General features: G+C 64.0%; 26 protein-coding genes. 14 read left to right on the forward strand and 12 right to left on the reverse strand.

All coding sequences use genetic code 11. The features are described from left to right. Positions 1-187 precede the first annotated feature (187 nt). Both adk and L0U82_RS14555 read left to right on the forward strand, forming a co-directional pair. A complete protein-coding gene (gene adk / locus L0U82_RS14550; RefSeq protein ID WP_233831870.1) occupies positions 188-853 on the forward strand; it encodes an adenylate kinase in 666 nt (221 codons plus the stop codon). Between the two features lie 266 nt (positions 854-1,119). Further along, positions 1,120-1,878, forward strand: a complete 759-nt coding sequence (locus tag L0U82_RS14555; protein ID WP_233831871.1) for a 3-hydroxyacyl-CoA dehydrogenase — start codon at positions 1,120-1,122, stop codon at positions 1,876-1,878. A gap of 127 nt (positions 1,879-2,005) precedes the next feature. On the opposite strand, the gene L0U82_RS14560 is transcribed toward L0U82_RS14555, so the two are convergent. Continuing rightward, complete coding sequence (locus L0U82_RS14560; RefSeq protein WP_233833290.1) at positions 2,006-2,848, reverse strand: SirB1 family protein; 843 nt, start codon at positions 2,846-2,848, stop codon at positions 2,006-2,008. A 5-nt stretch (positions 2,849-2,853) separates the two neighbouring features. Then, a complete protein-coding gene (murJ, locus tag L0U82_RS14565) occupies positions 2,854-4,404 on the reverse strand; it encodes a murein biosynthesis integral membrane protein MurJ (protein ID WP_233831872.1) in 1,551 nt (516 codons plus the stop codon). Positions 4,405-5,010: 606 nt separating this feature from the next. On the opposite strand from murJ, the gene rpsT reads away from it, so the two are divergent. Next, on the forward strand, positions 5,011-5,289 hold the full coding sequence (rpsT, locus tag L0U82_RS14570; RefSeq protein ID WP_167041022.1) for a 30S ribosomal protein S20: 279 nt from the start codon (positions 5,011-5,013) through the stop codon (positions 5,287-5,289). 168 nt (positions 5,290-5,457) lie between these two features. On the opposite strand, the gene L0U82_RS14575 is transcribed toward rpsT, so the two are convergent. Then, on the reverse strand, positions 5,458-5,805 hold the full coding sequence (locus tag L0U82_RS14575) for a DUF3579 domain-containing protein (protein WP_233831873.1): 348 nt from the start codon (positions 5,803-5,805) through the stop codon (positions 5,458-5,460). A gap of 489 nt (positions 5,806-6,294) precedes the next feature. Here L0U82_RS14575 and argF point away from each other — a divergent pair, with 489 nt between their 5' ends. Continuing rightward, the gene (gene argF, locus L0U82_RS14580; protein ID WP_233831874.1) at positions 6,295-7,224 is read left to right on the forward strand and encodes an ornithine carbamoyltransferase; all 930 of its coding nucleotides are present in this window, start codon (positions 6,295-6,297) and stop codon (positions 7,222-7,224) included. A 186-nt stretch (positions 7,225-7,410) separates the two neighbouring features. Here the strand turns inward: argF and murB are convergent, their stop codons facing one another. Then, a complete protein-coding gene (gene murB, locus L0U82_RS14585; RefSeq protein WP_233831875.1) occupies positions 7,411-8,541 on the reverse strand; it encodes a UDP-N-acetylmuramate dehydrogenase in 1,131 nt (376 codons plus the stop codon). Between the two features lie 225 nt (positions 8,542-8,766). Between murB and L0U82_RS14590 the strand changes: the two genes are divergently transcribed. Continuing rightward, positions 8,767-9,252 carry a YajQ family cyclic di-GMP-binding protein gene (locus L0U82_RS14590; RefSeq protein ID WP_169495568.1) on the forward strand — a complete coding sequence of 162 codons (486 nt, stop codon included), beginning with the start codon at positions 8,767-8,769 and terminating at the stop codon, positions 9,250-9,252. A gap of 81 nt (positions 9,253-9,333) precedes the next feature. On the opposite strand, the gene plsY is transcribed toward L0U82_RS14590, so the two are convergent. Further along, positions 9,334-9,969 carry a glycerol-3-phosphate 1-O-acyltransferase PlsY gene (gene plsY, locus L0U82_RS14595; protein WP_233831876.1) on the reverse strand — a complete coding sequence of 212 codons (636 nt, stop codon included), beginning with the start codon at positions 9,967-9,969 and terminating at the stop codon, positions 9,334-9,336. Positions 9,970-10,151: 182 nt separating this feature from the next. Next, entirely contained in the window at positions 10,152-10,643 is a 492-nt protein-coding gene (ybaK, locus tag L0U82_RS14600; RefSeq protein WP_233831877.1) for a Cys-tRNA(Pro) deacylase, read from the reverse strand. Between the two features lie 116 nt (positions 10,644-10,759). Here ybaK and L0U82_RS14605 point away from each other — a divergent pair, with 116 nt between their 5' ends. Then, positions 10,760-12,361: a class I adenylate-forming enzyme family protein gene (locus L0U82_RS14605; protein WP_442793620.1), complete on the forward strand. Its 1,602-nt coding sequence runs from the start codon at positions 10,760-10,762 to the stop codon at positions 12,359-12,361. Between the two features lie 37 nt (positions 12,362-12,398). On the opposite strand, the gene xerD is transcribed toward L0U82_RS14605, so the two are convergent. From xerD to queG, 3 genes are all read right to left on the reverse strand, one after another. After that, a complete protein-coding gene (xerD, locus tag L0U82_RS14610; RefSeq protein ID WP_233831879.1) occupies positions 12,399-13,370 on the reverse strand; it encodes a site-specific tyrosine recombinase XerD in 972 nt (323 codons plus the stop codon). Then, positions 13,367-13,837 carry a methylated-DNA--[protein]-cysteine S-methyltransferase gene (locus L0U82_RS14615; RefSeq protein ID WP_233831880.1) on the reverse strand — a complete coding sequence of 157 codons (471 nt, stop codon included), beginning with the start codon at positions 13,835-13,837 and terminating at the stop codon, positions 13,367-13,369. Before L0U82_RS14615 ends, xerD begins: the two co-directional genes overlap by 4 nt. Before the next feature lie 149 nt (positions 13,838-13,986). Continuing rightward, the gene (gene queG / locus L0U82_RS14620) at positions 13,987-15,300 is read right to left on the reverse strand and encodes a tRNA epoxyqueuosine(34) reductase QueG (RefSeq protein ID WP_233831881.1); all 1,314 of its coding nucleotides are present in this window, start codon (positions 15,298-15,300) and stop codon (positions 13,987-13,989) included. Between the two features lie 17 nt (positions 15,301-15,317). On the opposite strand from queG, the gene tsaE reads away from it, so the two are divergent. Further along, the gene (tsaE, locus tag L0U82_RS14625) at positions 15,318-15,950 is read left to right on the forward strand and encodes a tRNA (adenosine(37)-N6)-threonylcarbamoyltransferase complex ATPase subunit type 1 TsaE (protein ID WP_233831882.1); all 633 of its coding nucleotides are present in this window, start codon (positions 15,318-15,320) and stop codon (positions 15,948-15,950) included. After that, positions 15,932-17,542: an N-acetylmuramoyl-L-alanine amidase gene (locus L0U82_RS14630; protein WP_233831885.1), complete on the forward strand. Its 1,611-nt coding sequence runs from the start codon at positions 15,932-15,934 to the stop codon at positions 17,540-17,542. Before tsaE ends, L0U82_RS14630 begins: the two co-directional genes overlap by 19 nt. A 129-nt stretch (positions 17,543-17,671) precedes the next feature. Here L0U82_RS14630 and L0U82_RS14635 read toward each other — a convergent pair whose 3' ends face one another. Continuing rightward, a complete protein-coding gene (locus L0U82_RS14635; protein ID WP_233831886.1) occupies positions 17,672-18,553 on the reverse strand; it encodes an EamA family transporter in 882 nt (293 codons plus the stop codon). A 108-nt stretch (positions 18,554-18,661) separates the two neighbouring features. Here L0U82_RS14635 and L0U82_RS14640 point away from each other — a divergent pair, with 108 nt between their 5' ends. Both L0U82_RS14640 and trxA read left to right on the forward strand, forming a co-directional pair. After that, positions 18,662-19,537: a pirin family protein gene (locus L0U82_RS14640; protein ID WP_233831887.1), complete on the forward strand. Its 876-nt coding sequence runs from the start codon at positions 18,662-18,664 to the stop codon at positions 19,535-19,537. A 200-nt stretch (positions 19,538-19,737) separates the two neighbouring features. Beyond that, entirely contained in the window at positions 19,738-20,586 is an 849-nt protein-coding gene (trxA, locus tag L0U82_RS14645) for a thioredoxin (RefSeq protein WP_233831888.1), read from the forward strand. A gap of 177 nt (positions 20,587-20,763) precedes the next feature. Here trxA and tcdA read toward each other — a convergent pair whose 3' ends face one another. Further along, complete coding sequence (tcdA, locus tag L0U82_RS14650) at positions 20,764-21,621, reverse strand: tRNA cyclic N6-threonylcarbamoyladenosine(37) synthase TcdA (RefSeq protein WP_233831889.1); 858 nt, start codon at positions 21,619-21,621, stop codon at positions 20,764-20,766. On the opposite strand from tcdA, the gene L0U82_RS14655 reads away from it, so the two are divergent. From L0U82_RS14655 to L0U82_RS14670, 4 genes are all read left to right on the forward strand, one after another. Then, a complete protein-coding gene (locus tag L0U82_RS14655) occupies positions 21,620-21,937 on the forward strand; it encodes a hypothetical protein (protein ID WP_233831890.1) in 318 nt (105 codons plus the stop codon). The two genes, tcdA and L0U82_RS14655, sit on opposite strands and share 2 nt — an antisense overlap. A 16-nt stretch (positions 21,938-21,953) precedes the next feature. Continuing rightward, positions 21,954-22,595, forward strand: a complete 642-nt coding sequence (gene pdxH, locus L0U82_RS14660) for a pyridoxamine 5'-phosphate oxidase (protein WP_233831891.1) — start codon at positions 21,954-21,956, stop codon at positions 22,593-22,595. A gap of 138 nt (positions 22,596-22,733) precedes the next feature. Continuing rightward, entirely contained in the window at positions 22,734-23,948 is a 1,215-nt protein-coding gene (locus L0U82_RS14665; protein ID WP_233831892.1) for an SAM-dependent methyltransferase, read from the forward strand. A 70-nt stretch (positions 23,949-24,018) separates the two neighbouring features. After that, on the forward strand, positions 24,019-25,518 hold the full coding sequence (locus tag L0U82_RS14670; RefSeq protein WP_233831894.1) for a DUF72 domain-containing protein: 1,500 nt from the start codon (positions 24,019-24,021) through the stop codon (positions 25,516-25,518). Here L0U82_RS14670 and msrA read toward each other — a convergent pair. Next, the gene (gene msrA / locus L0U82_RS14675; RefSeq protein WP_233831895.1) at positions 25,505-26,044 is read right to left on the reverse strand and encodes a peptide-methionine (S)-S-oxide reductase MsrA; all 540 of its coding nucleotides are present in this window, start codon (positions 26,042-26,044) and stop codon (positions 25,505-25,507) included. The genes L0U82_RS14670 and msrA overlap by 14 nt on opposite strands. Positions 26,045-26,065 lie beyond the last annotated feature (21 nt).

Genomic DNA, 26,065 nt, shown 5'->3' on the forward strand with positions numbered 1-26,065 from the left:
CTTGTGCGCGTCTCCGATGACACGCGGCATTCGGGTTGCCCCGGTCACACCGTTGATGTTTTGCAGCGCCGTCGCATTGCGACGTGCAGCGCGAAACATGACACAACGGCCGATGCGGGCCCCTTGGAGTGCCGTCCCGGAGAACCACCGCGCCCGGCAAGAATTCACATAGATCTGGAGATATCACATGCGTTTGATCCTGTTGGGTGCACCGGGCGCTGGCAAGGGCACTCAAGCAAACTTCATCAAGGAAAAGTTCGGCATCCCGCAAATCTCGACCGGCGACATGCTGCGCGCGGCCGTCAAGGCGGGCACGCCGCTCGGTCTCGAAGCGAAGCGCTTCATGGACGCAGGCGAACTGGTTACCGACGAACTGATCATCAATCTGGTGAAGGAGCGTCTGCAGCAGCCGGACTGCGCGAACGGCTATCTGTTCGACGGCTTCCCGCGCACGATTCCGCAAGCCGAAGCGATGAAGCAGGCCGGCGTCGCGATCGACTACGTGCTCGAAATCGACGTGCCGTTCGACGAGATCATCGTGCGCATGAGCGGCCGCCGCTCGCACCCTGCTTCGGGCCGCACCTATCACGTCAAGTTCAATCCGCCGAAGGTCGAAGGCGTTGACGACGTGACCGGCGAGCCGCTGATCCAGCGCGACGACGACAAGGAAGAGACCGTCAAGAAGCGTCTGGAAGTTTATGAATCGCAAACCAAGCCGCTGATCGAGTACTACAACAACTGGGCGAAGAACGGCGATGCGTCGAGTTCGCTGAAGGCGCCGCAATACCGCCGTATTTCGGGCCTCGGCAGTGTCGATGAAATCCGTACACGCGCGTTCGATGCGCTGAAGTAAGCGCTGTCGCCGCTGTTAGCGTTTGTTGAAAAACCCGCCTATATCGGCGGGTTTTTTATTTGACCGACGACGATCGAGAGTCATGCAAGTCCCCTGACTTGCGCACGCCCGATGCCGATTTATCAGGTGAATCAGCGATCACAAACCGCCGTCTCCCGCACGCGAACTCCCCCGCCGCTTCACTTTCCGCATTGCAACACAGCCGCTACAATCGATCGTCGAAAAGGATTCAATCGAGACGGGACAACCGAAGCAAAGGAGAAGACATGGAGATTCGTGACAACGTGTTCCTGATCACCGGCGGTGCATCGGGACTGGGCGCCGCCACCGCGCGCCTCATCGTCGAGAACAGCGGCAAGGTCGTGCTCGCCGATCTGAATCTGGACGCGGGCGAGGCGCTCGCGAAGGAACTCGGCGGCGTGTTCGTCAAATGCGATGTGAGCCGAGAAGAGGATGCGCTCAAGGCCGTCGAAGCCGCGACGAAGCTTGGTACGCTGCGCGGTCTGGTCAATTGCGCGGGCGTCGCGCCGGCTTCGAAAACGGTCGGCAAGGATGGCCCGCATCCGCTCGAACTGTTTGCGCGCACGATCTCGATCAATCTGATCGGCACGTTCAACATGATCCGGCTGGCCGCGGCGCAGATGTCGAAGAACGAGCCGAACGCCTATGGCGAGCGCGGCGTGATCATCAACACGGCATCGGTAGCCGCGTACGACGGCCAGATCGGTCAGGCCGCGTACGCCGCGTCGAAGGGCGGCGTGGTCGGCATGACGCTGCCGATCGCACGCGATCTGTCGCGCAACGCGATCCGCGTGATGACGATCGCCCCCGGCATCTTCGAAACGCCGATGCTGCTCGGCATGCCGCAGGAAGTGCAGGACGCGCTTGGCGCGATGGTGCCGTTCCCGCCGCGCCTCGGCAAACCGGCGGAATACGCGATGCTCGCGAAGCAGATCTTCGACAATCCGATGCTCAACGGCGAAGTGATCCGTCTGGACGGCGCGATCCGCATGCAGCCGAAGTAAGTAAGTCCGACACCTTCCGCGCGTACCGCCACGCGCGGCTGCTGGTATACGAAAAAACGCCTGCACATGTGTGACTCATGTGCAGGCGTTGTCGTTTTGTACTTTGTGCAGACCAGCAGGCGTGCCGCTATGCGCCACCGTCCTGCCGCGTGCGCTGCCGCAGCTCATGCAACTGCGACTCGACCACCGTCGCATCTTCCGCATCGGGGCGGTCGCCCAGATAACTTTCGAGATCTTCGAGCGCCGGACGCAGGTAGTCGAGCCGCGCGTACGCAAAGCCGCGATCGCGCACTTCCTCGATATTCTCCGGCAGCAGGATCACGAGTCGCTGCTGCACCGCGAGCAGACGCTGCCAGCGCTCGGTCTGCAGATAGGTCGCCTTCAGATTGCGCAGCATCCGCGCGACGATCTCGCGGCGCGTGGCCGGCTGCAGCAGCATGCGCAGCGCGCGGCCGATCGAATCGCCGGCCGATGCCACATACGGCTCCAGCATTTCGACCATCTGCGACTCAGACAGCGAATGGCCGGTGGTCGGATCGAGCATCACGTCGCCGTCGGGGGTCGTCACGCGCAGCAGGAAGTGGCCCGGAAACGACACGCCGCGCACCGGAATGCCGATTTGCTCGGCCATCTCCAGATACAGCACCGCGAGCGAAATCGGAATACCACGGCGGCGCTTCAGCACGACGTTCAGATGACTGTTGTCGGGGTCGTAGTAATCGTTCAGATTGCTCGCGAAGCCGAGCTCACGGAAGAAAAAGCGATTCAGAATGCCGACCTTCTGACGGATGTCGGCGTCTTCCGGCATGCGGCGCCGCAAGCGCAGCACCAGTTCATCGATCTCGGCGAGCGCGCCTTGCAGATCGAGGTCGGGATAAGCATCCTGCGCGAGCGACAACGCCGTCTCCGTCAACGGCAAACTTTCGTCGTCGGCAACGAGCGTGCTGAAATAGTCGAGAACCCGCGTCATCGTGATCACTTCACCCGCCTTTTGAAATACGCGTACTTGAAGCCCATCAGCCAGAGCATACCGAAATATAGCGCGGCGAACAGCACGAGACACGCGCCGAGCAGCACCATACGGTCGACCGGCTGACTATGCATGCCGATCCAGTCGAAGCTGATCGCGAGCCAGCGCATCGCCCCGGCGAGCACGAGGCAGGCACCGAGCAGTTGCACGAAGAATTTGAGCCAACCGCGCGACGGCATATAGATGCCGCGCTTGCGCAGACCGAGGAACAGTAGCAGCGCGTTCACACAAGCGCCGAGCCCGACGCTCAGCGTCAAGCCTGCATGCGAGAACACCGGCACGAACACATAGTTGCTCAGCTGCGTGACGATCAGCACGCCGACGCCGATTTTTACCGGCGTCTTGATGTCCTGCTTCGCGTAGAAGCCGGGCGCGAGAATCTTGATCAGGATCAGGCCGATCAGCCCGACGCCGTAAGCGGAAAGCGCGCGGCTCACCATCACGACCGAGTTGCCGTCGAACTTGCCGTAGTTGAACAGCACCGCGGTCAGCGGTTGCGCGAAGAAGAACAGCGCGACCGCGCTCGGCGCGGCGAGCAGGAACGTCACGCGCAGGCCCCAGTCGAGCAGCGACGAATACTCGTGCGGATCGGCGTCGACGTGTGCTTTCGACAGGCTCGGCAGCAGGATCGTGCCAAGCGCGACGCCGAGCAGCGCGGTCGGGAACTCCATCAGCCGATCCGCGTAATTGATCCACGACACCGCGCCGGGCCCGATGCGCGACGCGATGTTCGTATTGATGATCAGACTGATCTGCGCGACCGAGACCGCGAACATCGCCGGCACCATCTTCGCGAGCACCCGCTTCACACCGCGATGCGCGAGCGCGCGCAGCGGATTCAGGCCGATGCGCGGCACCATGTCGATTTTCTTCAGACCCGGCAACTGCACGATGAACTGCAGCACGCCGCCGACGATCACCGCCCACGCGAGCGCGTAGACCGGAGTTTGCAGGCGCGGAGCGACGAACACCGCCGCGACGATGAACGCGACGTTCAGCAGCACCGGCGCGAACGCGGGCAGCGAGAAGTTCTTGTACGTATTCAGCACGCCGGACGCGAGCGACGTCAGCGAGATGAAAATGATGTACGGGAACATGATGCGCGTCATCGCGACCGCGAGCTGATACGCGTGGCCCTCGTGCGCGAGACCCGACGCGACGACGAACACGACGCCCGATGCGCCGACCACGCCGATCACCGACAGTACGGCGAGCGCCCACGCGAGCACGGTCGAGGTCGCGTCGACGAGCGCCTTGGTCGCGTCATGACCTTGCTGGTTCTTGAACTCGGCGAGGATCGGCACGAAGGCTTGCGAGAACGCTCCCTCGGCGGAAATGCGGCGCAGCAGATTGGGAATGCGGAAGGCGACGTAGAAAGCGTCGGTGTATTGACTGGCGCCGAACGCACGGGCGATCAGCGTTTCACGGGCCAGTCCGGTCACGCGCGACAGCAGCGTGAAGCCGCTGACCGTCAGCAGGGCTCGGAATAGATTCATGGGGCGCTTATTATACGGGTCCCGCCAATGCGGGCGACGAGCCGGAGAGCGATTCGGACCGATTTGCCGCGCGGACGTTCGCTCCGATTGGCCCCAAAGCGTGGTTTTAATGTTTTTTTCTGTAGTTTTTTGGCTACGGTGGCTGGAGTTTGCGGCGGGATTTTTGCGAAGGGGCCTCTTCTTATTGGCGCCTTCATTGCGGCACGCCTTCACTACTGCCGACATCGCGGGAGGCGAAGCAGAGTGCGGTCACCCCACGCGGTCGCCCCGCAGTTGCCCATGTGGCGTCGCGTACCTGCCACTGCGCAGTCACAGCTTTGTCGTTGCCACGTGCCTGATTTTGTTGCTATAATCGCCGGTTTCGAAGCTCGCTCAGTTTTCGAACGGTTGTCGAACAGGATTCTCAGGTAAGCCAAAGGTCACTTGGCAATCCGCTCGAAGAACCAGGAATATTGGGCTGCCTTCGCGTAGTTCGATCGATTTTTTCGACACTTTTGCGCTCCTGGACAATCGCTTCCAGGGGTTCGGATCGAGAAGCAGCGCCTCGCCTCACGAAGTCATTTCGAAGGTCGGGTACTGGAAACAGGAACAGGATAAGGAACCGTCATGGCTAACTCCGCACAAGCACGCAAGCGCGCCCGTCAGGCCGCGAAGGCAAACTCGCACAACTCGGCACTGCGCTCGAAGTTCCGCACGGCTATCAAGGCCGTTCGCAAGGCAATCGACGCAGGCGATCAGGCTAAGGCAGCAGAAATCTTCAAGGCATCGTCGAAGACCATCGACATCATCGCCGACAAGAACATCATCCACAAGAACAAGGCAGCTCGCCACAAGAGCCGCCTCGCTGCAGCCGTCAAGGGTCTGCAAGCGCCCGCAGCGCAGTAATTCCGGTCAGCCCGCTTCGGTGGGCTACCTCCTGTTTCCGCTGCACAAGAAGCCCGCTCTCGCGGGCTTTTTTGTTTTGTGCTTCGCCGATGCTTTGCGTCACCGCCCAAGTCATAAAAAAACCCGCTGCTCGCGGGTTTCTGTTTTTTGCCGGTCGGTCGGCCCAGGTTAGATCACGTGCCTTTTGGCTTGCGGCGGCGGCGCATGTTCGAGTTCCAACTCGCATGCCTCGGTCACGACGAGGTCGTTGTCTTTCGCGAAGTTGAGCACGAAATCGAAAGCCATCGGCTCGATGTCACGCAGACGCGAATCGAGAATCACGCATTTGAGATCACCGATCATGGTCGGCCGCACATACACCGAGTACTGCATATAGGCGTTCGGCCCCTTCCTCACACCGGGCCCAAAGCACGACATCACACCTGCGAGCCGCTCGGACCAGTCGCTCGGCCGAAATCTTTTTCCGGTCGACGTGATGCCCTGAATGAAATATTCGATTGGAGCTGCTTCGGCCATGTAGGAATACCTGTGTGACTGCCCAGCGGAATGACGGCAAACCGGCAACGCACCGACCTGGCGCAGGAACTCGCCGCGCACGGCATGGGCAAGCGCTTGCGACCCGCCGGCGGCCTGCAACGCTGGCGCCGACGCAACAATGACCAACCACACCACGGGAACCGCTGCGAGATACCGGCTGAACCGCCGTCGAGCCCGCCACGACGGCCACGCCGCAGAGGCTTTCCGCACCGCGCGAGCCGCGCTTTCGAATGCGAAACGCAGGCCTGCTGGGCTTTGGGATAACCCGTAGATTATAGCGCAGCACGGAGCCTTTTTCCGCACCGCACACAAGCACTCCGCGAGCCCTCACGATGCTTTCAACCAGCTTGCCGCGCGGCTTCGTCGACTCGTCAAACGGGGCGAAATCCTTTATGCTGCATTGAGTTACCACAAACGACGGCGGCGCCGTCCGGCAATCCTGCCGGGTGAGACCGCCGTATTTGTTTCATGACCGCCAAGAAAATTCGCCACTACCTGCAGTTCAAGGATTTCTCGCTGGAAGACTACGAGTACGTGCTGGAACGCGCGCGCATCCTGAAACGCAAATTCAAGAACTACGAGACCTATCACCCGCTGCACGACCGCACGCTGGCGATGATCTTCGAGAAGAATTCGACGCGCACGCGTCTGTCGTTCGAAGCCGGCATCTTCCAGCTTGGCGGCCACGCGGTGTTCATGAGCACGCGCGACACGCAGCTCGGCCGTGGCGAGCCGATCGAAGATGCCGCGCAGGTGATCTCGCGGATGGTCGACATCATCATGATCCGCACGTTCGGCCAGGACATCATCGAACGCTTTGCCGAAAATTCGCGCGTGCCGGTGATCAACGGGCTCACCAACGAATACCACCCGTGCCAGGTGCTCGCAGATATCTTCACGTACTTCGAGCATCGCGGCCCGATTCGCGGCAAGACGGTCGCGTGGGTCGGCGACGCCAACAACATGCTGTACACGTGGATCGAAGCCGCGCAGATCATCGGCTTCAAGCTGCGCCTGTCGACGCCGCCCGGCTACAAGCTCGACCGCGCGCTCGTCTCAGCGGAAAGCGCGCCGTTCTACGAGGAATTCGATGACCCGAACGAGGCCTGCGCGGGCGCCGACCTCGTCACGACCGACGTCTGGACCAGCATGGGCTTCGAGGCCGAGAACGAAGCGCGCAAGAAGGCGTTCGCCGACTGGTGCGTCGATGCCGAAATGATGGCGCGCGCCAATCCAGACGCGCTCTTCATGCATTGCCTGCCCGCGCACCGCGGCGAAGAAGTCAGCGCGGAAGTGATCGACGGGCCGCAAAGCGTGGTGTGGGATGAAGCCGAAAACCGTCTGCACGTGCAGAAGGCATTGATGGAATTTTTGCTGCTCGGCAAGCTGAATCACTGAGCGGGCCATCGGGCAAGTAACCCGACAGTATCAGCGTGAAGCACGGCTGGGCCCTGAATACCGGGCAAGGCATTCGTGGTGAGATCACGTGGCGTTTTTCGAAGCCAGACCACGGCTACAAAAAAAGCGCTGGGAGAAAACTCCCAGCGCCTTTTTTCATTCCGCGGCACAGGAAAAGCCCGCCCCTCATAGGCAAACCGGCTCCGCCTCCAGCTCTACGCCAAATCTTTCCTGCACGTCACACTGAATCGCCTTCGCAAGCGCCAGCACCTCCGCACCGCTTGCGCCGCCGCGATTCACCAGCACCAGCGCCTGCCGCTCATGCACAGCCGCCGCGCCGATTGCCCGGCCTTTCCAGCCGCATCGATCTATCAACCAGCCCGCGGCAAGCTTCACGCGCCCGTCCGGCTGCGGATACGACACGACGTCCGGCTCGCGGTGCTTCAGCGCGTCGAACTGTTCCGCATCGATCACCGGATTCTTGAAGAAGCTCCCCGCATTGCCGAGCTTGAGCGGATCGGGTAGCTTCGCGCGCCGTACGGCCACGACTGCGTCGAAGATCGCCTGGGCAGTCGGCTGCTTCGCCTCACCGCTCACGACGCCAGCGCCATCGACGCCCTCGGTTTGCCCCGTACCCGCCGCATAACCCCGCGCGGCCAGCTCGCGCGCGAGATCCGCATAGCCGGCACGCGCTTGCCACGCCTTCGGCAGACGAAACGTCACCGACGTGATCACGAAACGCTCGCGCCCTTCCCGCTTGAAAAAGCTATCGCGATAACCGAACCGGCATGCCTGCGCATCCAGTTCGACGACTTCGCCAGTCGCGAGCTCGATCGCCCGCAGCGACGCGAAGCGCTCGCACATCTCGAGCCCGTACGCGCCGATGTTCTGAATCGGCGCGGCGCCGACCGTGCCCGGAATCAGCGCGAGATTTTCGAGACCGGGCAGGCCTTGCGCCAACGTCCATGCGACGAAGTCATGCCACGGTTCACCGCCGCCCGCCTCGACGTACCACGCGTCCCGATCCTCGCGTATGACACGACGGCCCCGCAGTGCCACCAGCAGCACCAGTCCGGCGAAATCGCCGCTCAACACGACATTGCTGCCGCCGCCGAGCACGAGGCGCGGCAGGCCGGCGACACGCGGATCGCGCACTGCCGCCAGCAACTGCGCTTCATGTTCGATCAGGCACGCAAACTGCGCGCGCACGTCGAAGCCAAACGTGTTGTGGGTTTTCAGCGGATAGCCGGCAATCAGCGGCGCAGCGAAGCTGGACGCGTGGTTCTCGGAGCCGGCCGGAAAATCAGGTTGGGACATCGCGGATTGGGATATCGGAAGGGAACAGGAAAACAACGAGCGCGACGAATGACGACAGCACGGCGCCGCCCCGCGCCAAATCGCCCGCCATCGCGACACTGCGCGGCGGCCTTGGGCAAAAGGAAGCCGCGTCGGTAAAATGACGTCCGGTCCGTGATTATAGCGAGTGCCCCGCAAGCAGCCGGCCGGTTGCGTCGCGCGCCGCCGCACTATTGGGAGAATGCAATGCCATCGTTTGACGTCGTCTGCGAAGCAGACATGATCGAAGTCAAGAACGCGATCGAACAGTCCAACAAGGAGATTTCCACGCGCTTCGACTTCAAGGGGTCGGACGCGCGCGTCGAGCACAAGGAAAACGAAATCACTGCCTACGCCGACGACGAGTTCAAGCTCGGTCAGGTGAAGGACGTGCTGCTGTCGAAAATGGCCAAGCGCAATGTCGACGTGCGCTTCCTCGACTACGGCAAGATCGAGAAGATCGGCGGCGATAAGGTCAAGCAGGTGATCAAGATCAAGAAGGGCGTGTCCGGCGATCTGTCGAAGAAGATCGTGCGCCTCGTGAAGGACAGCAAGATCAAGGTTCAGGCGAGCATCCAGGGCGACGCGGTGCGCATCACCGGCGCCAAGCGCGACGATCTGCAAAGCGTGATCGCGATGCTGCGCAAGGACGTGACCGACACACCGCTCGACTTCAACAACTTCCGCGACTAAGCCCTCGCGGCGGGTGCGAGGTTATCGACGCAGCCTCGCACCAAAGCTCCAGCCGCGGCTACGGCTAGAGCCCCTTCACAGTCAAAGATCGCCACCCGCCGCCGGACTCGCGGCCTTCTTCTTGTCGCCGATACGGCTTTCCTGCCCGCGCATCAGCTTCGCGATATTGCCGCGATGACGCCACACGAGCAGCAGGCTCATCACCAGAATCGACAGCGCAATGATGCGCGGCCCGAACAGGAACACATAGAAGAGCGGCGCGAACAGCGCCGAGCACAGCGCCGCGAGCGACGAATAACGCGTGAAGAACGCCACGATCAGCCAGGTCAGCAACGTCGCGACACCCAGCGTCGGGTTGATCGCGAGCAGCACGCCCGCGGCGGTCGCGACGCCCTTGCCGCCCTTGAAGCGAAAGAACACCGGATACAGGTGGCCGAGAAACACGGCAATCGACGCAATCGCAATCGACCGGTCGTCGAGCCCGTAGCGCGCGCCGACATGCACGACCAGCCACACCGGCAGCCAGCCCTTGAACGCATCGCCAATCAGCGTGAGAATCGCCGCCTTCTTGCTCCCGCTGCGCAGCACATTGGTAGCGCCCGGGTTACCGGAGCCGTATGAGCGCGGGTCGTCGAGCCCCATCGCGGCGCTCACGATCACGGCAAACGACAACGAACCGATCAGATAGGCAACGATAGCGACGATCAGGTTTTGCATCTGGGACTCTTATAAGAATCGCGGTCTGACATTCAACACCCCAACCGCATCAGGGCATGCCACTCGAAACAGGGCGGCGCACATTCTACCGAACGCCCGCGCGCGGAAAACACCGGGGCAAACGTCTACGCGTACTGCACCACGCTTCGACGCAAGGCTCGGTACAAGCGTCGAACCTGGCGTCAATCAACGCTCGCGCACTGCACCGGCTTCGCCGCAAGCAGTTCGGTCAACACCTTCGGCTCGATGCTGACGAGAAAGCCGCGTCGCCCGCCGTTCAACCAGATCCGCTCCATCTCCAGAATGCTGGACTCGACGTACACCGGCATCTGTTTGCGCGTACCGAACGGCGACGTGCCGCCGATCAGATAGCCCGAATGCCGGTTCGCGACCTCGGGCTTGCACGGTTCGACCCGCTTCGCGCCGATCTGTCGCGCGAGGTTCTTGGTGCTGACGGTGCGGTCGCCGTGCATCAGCACGATCAGCGGCTTCGCGTGCTCATCTTCCATCACCAGCGTCTTCACGACATGATGCTCATCCACGCCGAGCTGGCGCGCCGATTCCGTGGTACCGCCATGCTCGACGTAGTCGTAAGGATGCTCGCCGAACGCGACGCCATGGCGGCGTAACAGCTGGGTAGCGGGCGTTTCGGACACGTGTCTGGATTTGCTCATCGGCGCATTGTAATGGCGAGTTCGCATGGCCGCTATTTGCCGAACGGCCGATTGTGCGGGTCCGGAGATTGTGACACGATCGTTCGGAAATACCCGGGCATGCCGTGCGTCGGACCATGGCGCGCTTAAGCCATCATCTTGCAGTGGAGACCACGTTGAACCCGGCTTCATCCATCCGTTCCACGATCGACATTCCGGCGCTGCTGGCCGCGCTGCCCGCGCGCATCAGCGATATTCCAGCGCTCGCCGCCGCGCGCGCTCCACGGCATGTCGCGCTGATCGAGGACACGCGCAGCCTGACCAACGCGCAACTGCTGCAAGCCGTCGATGCCGCCGCCGCGTTGCTGTGCGAATGGGGCGTGCGCGGCGGCGATCGCGTGATGATCGTCGCGGAAAACACCATCGCGCAGATCGTGCTGCTGTTCGCCGCCGCGAAGCTCGACGCGTGGGCGCTGGTGTCGAACGCGCGGCTGTCGGCGGCCGAGCTCGATTCGATTCGCGCGCACGCGCAGCCGCGCGTCGTCGCGTACGTGGTGGAGAGTTCGCCGGATGCGCACCAGCATGCGCAACGCCATCGAGCCACCGAGGCTCCCGCGTTCGTGCCGGCCATCGGTGCGTGGTCGTACACCGTCGACGAGACGGCCCGCGCCGAGCCGCTCGAAGCCGCGAGCGAGCGCCAATGCGCGGCGCTGATCTACACGACGGGCACCACCGGCGCGCCGAAGGGCGTGATGCTGTCGCATCGCAATCTGCTGTACATCGCGGCCGTGTCGAGCAGTCTGCGCAAAGTCGGGCCTGACGACGTCGTGTATGCAGTGCTGCCGGTCTCGCATGTCTACGGCTTCGCGTCGGTGTGCCTCGGCAGCCTGCATGCGGGCGCGACGCTGCGGCTCGCGCCGCGCTTCGTGCCGGAAGCGGTGCGGCGCGCGCTCGCGGAAGAACGCGTATCGATCTTCCAGGGCGTGCCGGCGATGCACGCGAAGCTGCTCGAACATCTGCACACGCACGGCCACGCATGGTCGGCGCCGCGGCTGCGTTTCGCGTATTCAGGCGGCTCGCCGCTCGACGCCGCGCTCAAGGCACAGGTCGAAGCCATCTACGGAGTGCCGCTGCACAACGGCTACGGGATGACCGAAAGCAGCCCGACCGTGTCGCATACGATGCTCGACGCGCCACGCGGCGACTGCTCGGTGGGCGAAATCATTCCGGGTGTCGAGGCGAAATTCGTCGGGCTCGACGGCATCGAGGTAGCGCGTGGCGAGATCGGCGAACTGTGGGTGCGCGGGCCGAACGTGATGCTCGGCTACTACCGCAGCCCCGAACAGACGCGCGCGGCCGTGACCGATGACGGCTGGCTCAGGACCGGCGACCTCGCGCGACAGGACGCCAATGGCGCACTGCATATCGTCGGGCGCAGCAAGGAGCTGATCATCCGCTCGGGCTTCAACGTGTACCCGGCCGAAGTCGAGCATGTGCTGAATGCGCATCCGCAGGTCGTGCAGTCGGCGGTGATCGGGCACGCGGTCGAGGGCAACGAGGAGGTCGTCGCGTTCGTCGAGTTGATCTCGGGCGCGACGGTCACGCCGGCCGAGCTGATCGCGTGGTGCGGCGAACGGCTCGCGCCGTACAAGCGGCCGACCGGATTGAACGTGCTGGAGGCGTTGCCGGCGGCGTCGACCGGAAAGATTCTGAAGCATCGTCTGCGCGAACTGGTGTAGAACGCGGTGCGCGCGTCATCCGCGCGCGCATCCGCCCTCACCCGCGCGGATGATGCTGCGCATGCAGCGACTTCAACCGCTCGCGCGCAACGTGCGTGTAAATCTGCGTGGTCGAAATATCGGTATGGCCGAGCAGCAGTTGCACGACGCGCAGGTCCGCGCCGTGATTGAGCAGATGCGTCGCAAACGCGTGCCGCAGCGTATGCGGCGACAACGGCGCATGCACGCCGGCCGCCGCCGCGTGCCGCTTGATGATGTTCCAGAACTGCTGGCGCGTCATACCTTCCGCGCGCGAGGTCACGAACAGCGCATCGGCCGCGCGCGCGCCGAGCAGCGCCGGGCGCGCGTCGCGCAGATAGCGCTCGATCCACGCGTGCGCCTCCTCGCCGAACGGAATCAGCCGCTCTTTCGAGCCCTTGCCGGTGACGCGCACCACCCCCTCGTTGAGTCCGACCTCGACGGATTTCAGCGTGACCAGTTCGGTCACGCGCAGACCGCTGGCGTACATCAGCTCGAGCATCGTGCGATCGCGCAGGCCGAGCGGCGTGTCGATATCGGGCGCGCCCAGCAGCGCTTCGACCTGCGCCTCGCTGAGCGTCGACGGAAAACGCGGCGGCTGCTTTGCCGAGCGGATGCGCAACGTCGGATCGGTCGCCGCGCGATGCTCGCGCACCGCCCACGCGTAGTAGCGGCGAAACACCGACAGCCGCCGGTTCGCCGAGGTCGCCTTGTCTTTTTGACGGGCCGCGCTGTAGGCCGTGAGATCGGCTTCGCTCGCGGTATCGAGCGATGCGTTGCGCGTGTGCGCGAGCCATTCGCAGAAGAGCCGCAGGTCGCGGCGATAGGCATCGAGCGTGTTGCGCGACAGTCCGTGTTCGAGCCACAGCGCGTCGCAGAAGGCGTCGATCGAGGCCGAGCTGGTCAGCAGCAGCGGTGACGCGACGGCGGCGCCATCGGCCTTGGCCTGCGCGGGAATATCGGCGGTATCGGTAATAGCGGTCGTGCTCATGCGTACGGCACACCCTCATGCGCAAGCAGCCAGCGCTTCACGTTGCGAAAGAAGCCATCGCCGCCATGATGCGCGAAGCCGCCGATACCGCTTGAACTCACCACACGATGGCACGGAATCACGATCGGAAAGAAATTCGAACCGCACGCCTGACCGACCGCGCGCGGCGCGCTGCCTAGTTGCTTTGCCAGCTGCCCGTAGGTCAGCACGACGCCGGGCGGAATCTCGCTGATCGCCTGCCAGACACGCCGCTGAAACACGGTGCCGACATCGGCGAGCGGCAATTCGAATTTCGTCGCCGCGCGTGCGAAATACTGCTCGATCTGCTCGACCGCCTGCCGCGCGAGCGGCGTATCGGGCTCGACGTTGCGGCTCGATTCGGGCAGATAGACGATCTCGCGCACGGCGTCGCCTTCGAGACGAATCCCGACCTTGCCGAAAGGCGCATCGATCACTGCGTTGAACATGTTGGCGTGCTCCTCAGTCGCGCGGCCCAGAAACTGACGCTGTACGTGGTTCTACACGGCGCATTGTGTTGGGTAGCGTACCTGCATGGGGTGCAGGCGCGCTATGACGATGGTCCAAGCAGCCCCACCCAGCGCGAATTGCCGCTACTTTACGCCGCTTCCAGCGCCCACTCCACATGCTCGCGCACGAGCGCCGAAGGGTCGTCGGCGCGTTGCCTGAGCGCCTGCACGATCGCCGCGCGCGCGTCGGCGGCGAGACTCGTCGGCGCGGCGCGCAACGCATTGCCCATGCCGACCGCGAGATTACGCAGCCAGCTCTCGTAGCCGATGCGGCGAATCGCGCTGCCCTGCATGCGCGTATCGAATTCGTCCGCGCTCCATCCGAACAGTTCGACCAGCGACGCGCGATCGAGCCCGTGCCGCACGTCGAAATCGTCGACCGGCGCGGCCTGCGCGAACTTGTTCCACGGACACACGAGCTGGCAGTCGTCGCAGCCATACACACGATTGCCGATCAGCGGCCGCATGTCCTGGGGAATACTGCCCTTCAATTCGATCGTCAGATACGAGATGCAGCGGCGCGCGTCGACTTTGTAAGGCTCGACGATCGCGCCGGTCGGACACGCGTCGAGACAGCGCTTGCAACTGCCGCAGTGCGAGCCCGGCGTTTCCGGCGCGGCGTCGGGCGACGTGGCGGCGTCGGTCGGCAACGGAATGTCGACATAGATTTCGCCGAGAAAAAACAGCGAACCGGCATCGCGCTGCAGCAGCAGCGTGTGCTTGCCGCGCCAGCCGATGCCCGCCTTCTGCGCGAGTTCGACTTCGAGCACGGGCGCCGAATCGGTAAATACGCGATAGCCGAACGGCCCGATCGCCGCTTCGATTCTGTCGGCCAGATGTTGCAGACGATTGCGCATCACCTTGTGATAATCGCGGCCGCGCGCATAGATCGACACTACCGCCGTCGACGGGTCGGCAAGCCGCGCGTGCGCGACCGCGCGCCAGTCGCGCTCGCGCGGTGCGCCTTCGCTCGCGCCTTGCTGTGCGCTTTCAGGCGTGCTTGCAAACGCGCTCGCAGACGCACTCTCCGACGCACGCCCAGACGCACTCTCCGACGCACGCCCAGACACCTCGCCGGCCAGCGTCCGCGCGGGCAAATAAGCGATGCGCGCGGTGATCACGCGTCGCGTGCCGGCCACAAGCTCGGCCGGCCTCGCGCGTTTCATCCCGTGTTTGGCCATATAATCCATCTCGCCGTGGCAACCCGCTTCGAGCCAAGCTGCAAGCGGCGCTTCAGCGGCGGAGAGATCGGTATCGCTAATGCCGATCGCCCCGAAACCGAGTTCACGGCCCCACGTCTTGATGTCGAGCGCGAGCGCATGCAGCGCCGCTTCGTCGAAACGATGCGCGGCATCAGTCGATGTTGGCGTGCAGGAAACAGGGGACGTCGGACTTCGGTTCATCACGCCATTTTACGAGAATGCCTGTCAATCCCGATCACGCGCAGCCGCCCGCCGCTCCCGTCCTGCTCGAACGCAGCTTCGCGCTCGCGGACGAAGCCGCGACCCAGGCGTTCGGCGCGCGCTTCGCACAGGCAATCGAAAGCGTGCGCGAAGCGTCGCGACAGCGCGACACGCAAACACGCACGGCACCGTCGGGCCTCGCCGGCGATCACACCTTCCACGGCCTGCAGGTTCAGCTCATCGGCGATCTCGGCGCGGGCAAAACCACACTCGTGCGCGCGACCTTGCGCGGCCTCGGCCACACCGGCCGCGTGCGCAGTCCCACCTATACGCTCGTCGAGCCTTACGTGCTCGCGCGTCCCGCTGGGGAACTCGCGCTCTATCACTTCGATCTGTACAGATTCACCGATCCGGCCGAATGGGCCGACGCGGGCTTTCGCGAATATTTCGATAGCGGCGCGGTCTGCCTCGTCGAATGGCCGCAGCGCGCGGGCCCGCTGCTCGGCATACCGGATCTCGTTTTCTCGCTCGGGCTCGACGGCGGTACGGACGCAAACGCCGACGCAAACGCCGACGCAAACGCGGACGCACGCAAGCTCGTCGCACGGGCTTATAGCGAATCAGGAAAGGCATGTCTCGAAAGATGTTGATCAAACCGTTCCACTCGATCGAATCGGCGGCGGGCGCCACGCATAACTGGCGGCGCCGGCAGATCCTGCGCGCGGGCGCGTCGACGCTCGTGCTCGGCCTCGTCGCGCCGCGTCTCGCGTTCGCCAGTTCGGTGCTCGGCGTGCGCGTGTGGCCCGCGCGCGATTACACGCGCGTCACGATCGAATCCGATCAGCCGCTGCAAAACACCCAGCAACTATTGCAGGGACCGGACCGGCTCGTCGTCGATCTGAGCGGGCTCGATCTCGATCAGGCGCTCAAGGACCTCGTGTCGAAAATCGAGCCGAACGATCCGCAGATCTCGTCGGTACGGGTCGGGCAATATCAGCCGCACGTGGTACGCATGGTGTTCGATCTGAAGGGCTCGGTGAAGCCGCAGGTGTTCACGCTGTCGCCGGTCGGCTCGTACAAGTACCGGCTCGTGTTCGACCTGTACCCGGCCGTCGCGCCCGATCCGCTGATGGAACTGCTCGCGCAGAGCGAGCGCAAGCAGGAGGCGCTGAACGAGGAAAACAGTGCGCCGCCGGCCGCGCTCGCCGGCCCCGGCACGACGCCGCCCGCCGACAACAGCGAGGCGTTCTTCGAGCGTTATGCGCAGAACGGCGCCGGCAATGCCGGCAGCGGCGCCACACCCGGCGTGCCGCATCCGCCCGCGCATGGCACGGCCGCGCCGGGCGTGCCGCCGATCATCGCAAGCAAGCCGGCGACACCAGCCACACCGGCCACGCCCGCCGCGCCGCCCACCGCGATCGCGCGCAACAAAGGCAGCGGCAACACCACGCGCGGCACGGGCGGCGATTCACTTGGCGGCGACGACGACACCTACGCATTCGCCACGCCGAAGTCGAGCCGCAGCAACACCGTGCGCCTGTTGACCGTCGCGATCGATCCGGGTCACGGCGGCGAAGACCCCGGCGCGATCGGCAGCGCGGGCACCTACGAGAAGCACATCGCCCTCGATGTAGCGAAGAAGCTGCGCGCGAAAATCGATGCGCAGCCGAACATGCGCGCGATGATGACGCGCGACGCCGACTTCTTCGTGCCGCTGAACGTACGGGTGCAGAAGGCGCGCCGCGTCGGAGCCGACCTGTTCGTGTCGATCCACGCGGACGCGTTCACGACGCCCGAGGCAAAGGGCTCGTCGGTGTTCGCGCTGTCCGAGCATGGCGCATCGAGTGCGGCCGCGCGCTGGATGGCGAACAAGGAAAACTCGTCGGACGAGATTGGCGGCATCAACGTCAAATCCGCCGATGCGGCCGTCAACCGCGCGCTGTTCGACATGTCGACCACCGCGCAGATTCGCGACTCGATGCGTTACGGCAACTTCGTGCTGAAGGAAATCGGCGACATCAACAAGCTGCACAAGGGCTCGGTCGAGCAGGCCGGCTTCGCGGTGCTGAAGGCGCCGGACATTCCGTCGATCCTCGTCGAGACCGCGTTCATCAGCAACCCGGACGAGGAGCGGCGTCTGAACGACGACGCGTATCGCGACCGGATGGCGGGCGCGATCATGACCGGCATCAAGCGTTATTTCGCGGCGAATCCGCCGCTCGCGAAGAGCCGCATGACGTGATGCAGCGAGATGTGACGCAACGGATGTAATGCGGCAGCGGTGCAATGAAAAAACGGCCTTCCGGCCGTTTTTTCATTCACACGCGCATCACGATGTCCGCGCGCGACCGCGTCTTGTCGCCACTGGGATTCACCGCGCCGGCATCAGGCGCTGCACAAGCCAGCCACCGAATACGTTCACTGCGAGCCCCGCCATCACGAGCAACGCGCCGACAACCTGCACCACCGACAGTTCTTCACCGAGCAGCAGCGACGCCGACGCGAGTCCGACGATCGGCACCAGCAGCGAAAACGGCGCAACCTGGCTCGCCGGATAGCGCGACAGCAAGCCGCTCCACAAGCCATAGCCGACCAGTGTCGCGATAAAGGCGAGATAAACGACCGCGAAAATCGACATCGCGCTGATGCCGCTCAACGCGGCGGCAATCTGATGCGGCCCTTCGAACACGAACGACGCGGCGAAAAACGGCAGCGGCGGAATCAGGCTGCCCCACACGACGAGCCCGACCAGATCCACCTTGCCGACTTTCTTCGTGACGATATTGCCGAGCGCCCACATGCACGCCGCGCACAGCGTCAGCACGAAGCCCGCGGCCGACATCGAGTGACCACCTTGCAAGCCAATCACGCCGAGCCCGGCCGCGGCGATCAGCAGACCCGCGACGTTCGGCAAACGGAAGCGCTCGTGCAGGAACAGCGCCGCGAAAATCAGCGTGAAAAACGCCTGCGCCTGCAGCACCAGCGACGCAAGGCCCGCCGGCATACCGACGTACATCGCCGAGAACAGGAACGCGAACTGCCCGAACGAGATCGTCGCGCCGTACGCGAACAGCCAGCGCCACGGCATCTGCGGCCGCTTGACGAAAAACACCGCCGGCACCGCGGCGAGCGTGAAGCGCAGCGCGCCGAGCAGCATCGGCGGCACGCCATGCAAACCGACCTTGATCACGACAAAATTGACGCCCCACGCGATCACGACGATCAGCGCGAGCAGCAGATCCCTGGGCGACATCCCGGGTACTCCGATATGAGGTTCGATCCGCCAGTGTAGCGGAGCAGTCGGCGCGCAGTAGAATCGACCATTGCACACCCCTTCCCACTCTCGAGTCGAGCCTTCCCCATGACTTCCTCGATCAAAGCCGTCCTCAAACCGCATTTGCGCGACATCGGCAATCTGACCGTCAGGCGGGTACTGCCTGCGATGGCGGCGCGCCTCGTCGGCCCGTTCATCTTCTTCGACCACATGGGTCCCGCGACCCTCGAACCCGGCAGCGGCCTCGACGTGCGTCCGCATCCGCATATCGGCCTCGCGACCGTCACCTATCTGTTCGACGGCGCGATCATGCATCGCGACAGCCTCGGCTCCGAGCAGAAAATCGTCCCTGGCGACGTCAACTGGATGACGGCCGGGCGCGGCATCGTCCATTCGGAGCGCACACCGCCCGAGGACCGCGCGCGCGGCCAGACGATTCACGGCATCCAGACGTGGGTCGCGCTGCCACTCGCCGACGAAGAAGCCGAGCCGTCGTTCGCGCATCATGCGGCCGCGACGTTGCCGGTCGTCGAGCGCAATGGCGTGACGCTGCGCGTGATCGCGGGCACCGCGTTCGGCGCGGTCTCGCCGGTCGCGACGTTCTCCGGCACGCTGTACGTGGCCGCCGATTTCACGCCGGGCAGCGCGTTCGCGCTCGAGCCGGAGCATGAGGAACGCGGCGTGTATCTGGTGGACGGCGATCTCGAAATCGACGGCGTGCCGCTCGAAGTCGGCCAGATGGCAGTGCTCGCGCTCGACGAAACGGTTACGCTCGCGAGCACGCATGGCGCGCGCGTGATGCTGCTCGGCGGTGAGAAGCTCGACGGCGAACGCGTTATCGAATGGAATTTCGTCGCCAGCTCGCGCGAGAAGATCGACGCCGCGAAGCTCGCATGGACGAATCAGGAAATGGGCAAGGTGCCCGGCGAAACCGAATGGATTCCGCTGCCGGTGCACAAGTAAATGCGGATGGCCGGCTGACATGAGTGGCTAGCGTGAGCCGATGATGCAAACCGGCGAGCGGCCACGCAAACGCCAACGAAGCAGCCCGCCGATCACCGAACAAGCCGGCAGCGCGGCGCGCGCACCCCGCGCTGCCGTGCATTGAATTCACCCGATTCGGCCCCAACTCGCAACAAACCGTTTTTATCGACGAGGACGCAATGGACACTACTCTGGCCACTTTCGAACAGGACGTTCTCGCGGCGTCGACCCTGGCCCCCGTGCTGGTCGATTTCTGGGCGCCGTGGTGCGGCCCGTGCAAGAGCCTCGGCCCGATGCTCGAAAAGCTCGAAGCCGAGGGCGCCGGCAAATGGAAGCTGGTGAAGGTCAACGTGGATGAGAACCACGAACTGGCCGCGCACTTCCAGGTGCGCAGCATTCCGCATGTGATCGCTTTCGCGGATGGGCAGGCGGTCGATCAGTTCGTCGGCGTGCTGCCGGAAGGACAGTTGCGCGAATTTATCGAACGGCTGGTACCGCAAGGCGCGCCGGCCGCGCGCGTCGAAGCGCAAACCGCGCTCGCCGAGGGCCGCCGCGACGACGCCTACGACCTGCTGCAGGCAGCGCTTGCGTACGATCCGGGTTTCGACGAAGCGCGCATGGACCGCATCGAACTGCTGCTCGAAGACAACCGTATCGACGAAGCGCGCAACGAAGTCGATCTGCTGTCGCCGAAAACGACGCAGGGCATCGACGCCCGCTTCAACGCGATCAAGACGCGGCTCGACGCGGTGGATGCCGCCGCGGACCTGCCGCCCACCGATGCGCTCGAAGCAAGCGTCGCCAACAACCCCGACGATCTGGAAGCGCGCTTCGATCTGGCCAATGCGCTGATCGCGCACCGCAAGTACGCGGGCGCGCTCGAGCATCTGCTGGCGATCGTGCAACGCGACCGCGCGTTCCGTGACGATATCGGCCGCAAGACGATGTTGTCGGTATTCGATCTGGCCGCGCATCAGCCGGAACTGGTCGCGCAGTGGCGGCGCAAGCTGAGCGCGTCGCTGTATTGATCGTTGCGGCTGCTGCGCAAGCGGTGGGGGTGGTGTAGCGCGGATTGAGCGACGAGGGTCCGCGCCGCGTCTGAACCCGCCGCGCCTCGTCTGACGAAGGACGCGGTATCGGCGCACTACGTGGCGCCAGCCCTTATCGCGACAAAAGCGCCGCGGGTCGGGTAAAGACCCCGCCCTTCACCCCACCGCCCGTTTCGCCAGATCGCGCAGCACATGCGCGGCCGCGGCGAAACCGAAGCTCGCGGTCACGCACACGCTCGACCCGAACCCCGCGCAATTCAATCCAACCGGCCCGGTATGTCCCGGCGACGTGCTGACGTGCTCGGCCTCTTCATCGATATCGCACACGGCCGCTTCCGGATAGATCAGCGGCTCGTCCGAATACACCGCGCTCACCTTGAACTTCGCCTTCGGCCCGCGCGGAAACCCATGCTGTTTGCGCAGCTGGCCGCGCACCTTCGACAGCAGCGGGTCCTGGATCGTCAGCGCGAGATCGTCGATGCGGATGCGCGTCGGATCGAGCTGACCGCCCGCGCCGCCCACCGTGATCAGCGGCTGCTTGCGCTCGACGCACCACGCGATCAGCGCGGTCTTCGTACGCACGCTGTCGATCGCGTCGATCACATAGTCGAAGCCGCCGCCGAGCGTCGCGGCGAAATTGTCCGGCTCGACGAAGTCTTCGATCAGCCGCACGTCGCAGTACGGATTGATCGCCGCGATGCGCTCGGCCATCGCCTCGACCTTCGGTTTTCCGTAGTTGCCGTCGAGCGCATGAATCTGCCGGTTCGTATTGCTTTCGGCGACGTTGTCCAGATCGATCAGCGTCAGTGTGCCGAGCGCGCTGCGCGCCAGCGCCTCCGCGACCCACGAGCCCACCCCGCCGATGCCGATCACCGCGACGTGCGCGCCTTCGAACGCGGCGAGCGCGCCGGCGCCATACAGACGCGCGATGCCGCCGAAGCGCCGCGCGCGGTCGGCGGTTTCATTCGCATCGAGGCTGGTAGTAAGATCGGATTGCACAGTGGTACTGGACATGATGGCAGGGCTCGAAAACACAGGCGGAACGGAAAAGCAGGCGCGCGTGGCTGAACGCAACCGCGCGCAGCCGGTATTTTGCCTGATTGCCTGGCCGAGGCGGCGGCGCCTGCAACCGCATCGCCGCTGTAACGGCACGAGTGAACGCATCGATTGCGGCAAGCGTGCCGGGCGCGACGAGCCACAAGTAGCGGTCCAGGCGTGGCTGCTTGCACGAGCACTACATGCGCCTGCTGCCCCGCGCGACCTGCCGGTTTGCTCGCCGGCAAAAAATTGGCTGCTTAGCTATACTTGGCTGACTGTAGCGTTCGCATAAGAGTTCGAATAAGAAAATGATCTCACTCACCGAGCTTCGAAAAAATTATTCACTGGGCTCCCTCGACGTGGCCGACGTCGATCACGATCCGTTCCGTCAGTTCGACAAGTGGTTCCAGCAGGCGATTGACGCCAAACTTCCCGAACCCAATGCGATGACGCTGGCCACGGTCGATTCGCGCGGCCGGCCGTCGGCACGCATCGTGCTCATCAAGGGCATCGACGAAAGCGGCTTCGTGTTCTATACCAATTACGAGAGTCGCAAGGGCCGCGAACTGAGCGCGAACCCGCACGCGAGTCTGCTGTTCCACTGGATCGAACTCGAACGCCAGGTGCGCATCGAAGGCCGCATCGTCAAAACCGATGCGGAACAAAGCGATGCGTATTTCGCGTCGCGTCCGCTCGGCTCGCGCATCGGCGCGTGGGCATCGAATCAGAGTCAGGTAATTGAAAGCCGCTCGCAGCTCGAAGTACGAGAGCGCGAAATCAGCCTGCAATACGGCGACCATCCTCCGCGGCCGCCGTACTGGGGCGGGTATCGTCTCGTGCCCGATGCGATCGAATTCTGGCAGGGGCGCCCGTCGCGTCTGCACGATCGTCTGCTGTTCACGCGCGCGGACGAAAGCGGCCCCTGGCAGATCGCGCGCCTGTCGCCCTGACCCGAAAGATATTGCCGGCGCGCGCGATCAAAGCAGACGCGGGCCGGCGGGATCGCGTTGTGCGTCCCGCGAGATGCGCTGCGCGCTGTCGCGATCCACATAAGCTTTGCTTTAAATCAACGAACACGGAGAGATCGCATGTTCTGGGAGAAAAAGCTGGCGCAGTGGGTGGAAGACGTCAAAACCAAAGCGAATATTCCCGCACGCCTCGTGCTGTGGGACGGTCAACAGCATGACTTCGGGCAGTTCGCCGCGCCTCAGGTCACGCTACACGTAAAGAGCGCAACCGCGCTGCCCTATCTGCTCGAACCGAGCCTCGACAATCTCGGCGAGGCGTACGTGAAGGGCAAGATCGACATCGAAGGCAAGCTGTCGGACATCATCAATATCGGTTACGCGCTGGCGCGCAACACCGTGACCAGCGCGGGCAAGCTCGCGCGCGTGCGGCGCTACTTCAATCATTCGAAAACGTCGGACAAAAAAGCGATCCAGTATCACTACGACGTATCGAACGAGTTCTACAAGCTGTGGCTCGACGAGAACATGGTCTACTCGTGCGCGTACTTCGAGACCGGCACAGAAGATCTCGCGACCGCGCAACTGAAGAAGATCGATCACATTCTCACCAAAATCCAGTTGCAGCCCGGCCAGCGTCTGCTCGACATCGGTTGCGGCTGGGGCGCGCTGGTGCTGCGCGCCGCGCAGAAGTTCGGCGCGAAATGCGTGGGCGTCACGCTGTCGCAGAACCAGTTCGATCTCGCCACCGCGCGCGTAAAAGCGGCGGGGCTCGAAAACCAGATCGAGATCCGGCTGCAGGATTATCGCGACCTCGACGGGCAGTTCGATCGCATCACGAGCGTCGGCATGTTCGAACACGTCGGCCGCAAGAACCTGCCCGGCTATTTCCAGAAGATGCACGATCTGCTCGCCGAAGACGGCATTGCGATGAACCACGGCATTACGTCGAGCGACGCCGAGAGCGGCGAGACCGCGCTCGGCGGCGGCGAGTTCATCGACCGCTTCGTGTTCCCGGACGGCGAGCTGCCGCATATCAGCCTCGCGCTCGAAGCGATGCAGCGCGGCGGTCTCGAACCGGTTGACGTCGAAAGCCTGCGCCGTCACTATGCGCACACGCTCGATATCTGGGCGGAAAATTTCGAAGCCCACGCGGACGAAGCGCGCAAGCTGGTCGACGACGAAAAATTCCGCATCTGGCGCGTGTATCTCGCCGGCTGCGCGTATGCGTTCGAGAACGACGACGTATCGATCTTCCAGGTGGTGTGCCGCAGAGCCGGCCGAAGCGCGAAAACCCTGCCGTGGTCGCGCCGCTATATGTACGAAAAACCGCTGTGACGTATGTGCGCCGCGGCGGCGTGCAGCAAGCGAACGCCACGGCGCAATCTGAACAGCAGGCCGTACATCGATGGATCAGAGCGGGACGAATGAAGTTGAAGAGCCGGTGAACGGTGGTGGTAGCGGCAGCGTCGATGACGCGGTGGACCACGCCGGCCAGTTCGATCTGTTCGGTATGCCGGTGCAAGCGCAGGCGGAAGCAACGCTGAAGGCACCGGCAAAAGGCGATGGCGCGCGGGATGGTGCGTCGTCATCGCGTGTTACGGCGGAAGCGGAAACGGGATCGGCTGCCGGCATGGAAGCCGACGCTGCGTCGTCCGACGCTGGTTCCTCGCCTGCAAGCGTCGCGGCCGCCCGGCCAGAACGTCGGCGCCAGGCAAAAGCTGCAAAGGGAACCGCCGCCGCATCGTTGTGGCAGGAAGAAGAGTCAGCCGGGCACGAAGAGCCTGAACAAGCCGCCTCACCCGGCAGCCCCGCTACCGCCGCTGATACCCCTGACACCCCCATCTCCCCCGACACTCCGAAAAAGCGCCGCGGCCGCAACGTGCTCGCCGCGCCGCCGTCACCCGAACTGCTCGCGCTCGCGGCCCAGTTGCCGCCGCAGATTCACCTCGGCACATCGACGTGGTCATTCCCGGGCTGGAACGGCATCGTCTACGGCGACGACTACAGCAACAGCAAGCTGTCGCGCGAAGGCCTGAGCGCTTACGGCGCGCATCCGCTGTTGAAGACGGTCAGCATCGACCGCTCGTTCTACCAGGCGCTCACCGTCACCGAGTACCTGCGCTACGCGCAACAGGTGCCCGAGCATTTCCGCTTTATCGTCAAGGCACCGATGACGATCACCGATGCCACCGTGCGCGCCGAACGCGGCGAGCCGGTGTCGCTGAACCCGTGCTTCCTGAACGCGCAGATGGCAATCGACGACTTCGTCACGCCCTGCATCGAAGGACTCGGTGCAAAAGCCGGCGCGCTGGTGTTCCAGTTCTCGCCGCTGCCGGACCAGATGCTCGCGCAGCCGGCGGTTTTTATCGAACGTCTCGGAGAGTTTTTCGCGGCGCTGCCGGCGCTGCCCGACGGCAGTTGCTACGCGGTGGAGATTCGCGACGCGAGTCTGCTCACGCCGCGCTTCATCCGTATGCTGAAAACGGCGGGCGTGCGTTATTGCGTCGGAATTCATGCGCGGATGCCAGATCCGCTGCGCCAGGCGGCGGCGCTTGCGCTGCTCGATGGCGAGCCGGCCGGGCCGCTGATCGTGCGCTGGAGCCTGCACGGCGGCTTCAAATACGAGCAGGCGAAGGCGAAGTACGAGCCGTTCAACCGGCTCGTCGACGAAGACCCGGCCACGCGCGCGTCGCTCGCCGAGCTGGCCGCGCGCTACGCGCTGGCCGGCCAGCCGGTGGTGATCGCGGTCAACAACAAGGCGGAGGGATCGGCGCCGCTTAGCTGCGTGAAGCTCGCACGGGAAATCGCCGATGCCTGCGCGCGTCTGGCTCAGCACGCTCCCGAGCCAGATCGCGAAGCTGAGCCGCCGGTTGCTTCGGACGGTGCTCCAGTTACCCCGCCTTGATCCGGTGCGCGAACTTCTGGCGGAACTTCGCGACCTTCGGCGCGACCACGAACGAGCAGTAGCCCTGATTCGGATGCTGCGCGAAGTAGTTCTGGTGATACGCCTCGGCGGGCCAGTAGTTGCCGTCCAGCGGCAGCACCTCGGTGACGATCTTGCCGTCGTAAATCTGCTGCTCGGTAATCTCGCGGATCGCCTGCAATGCCGTTTCGCGCTGCGCATCGGAATGCGTGAAGATCGCCGAGCGATATTGCGTGCCGACGTCGTTGCCCTGCCGGTTCAACTGGGTCGGATCGTGGATCGCGAAGAAGATGTCGAGAATCTCGCGATAGCTGATCTTCGCCGGATCGAAGTCGACCTTGACCACTTCCGCGTGACCGGTCTCGCCGTCGCACACCTGCTCGTAGCTCGGATTGCGCGCGTGGCCGCCCGCATAGCCCGACTCCACCGCATTGACGCCTTCGACGCCCAGATACACCGCTTCGAGGCACCAGAAACATCCGCCGCCAAGCGTTGCCGTCTCGTTCATATGGTTCACCCCAGAATCAGA

Origin of the sequence: Paraburkholderia sp. ZP32-5 (assembly GCF_021390495.1) — a bacterium.
Taxonomy (GTDB): domain Bacteria; phylum Pseudomonadota; class Gammaproteobacteria; order Burkholderiales; family Burkholderiaceae; genus Paraburkholderia.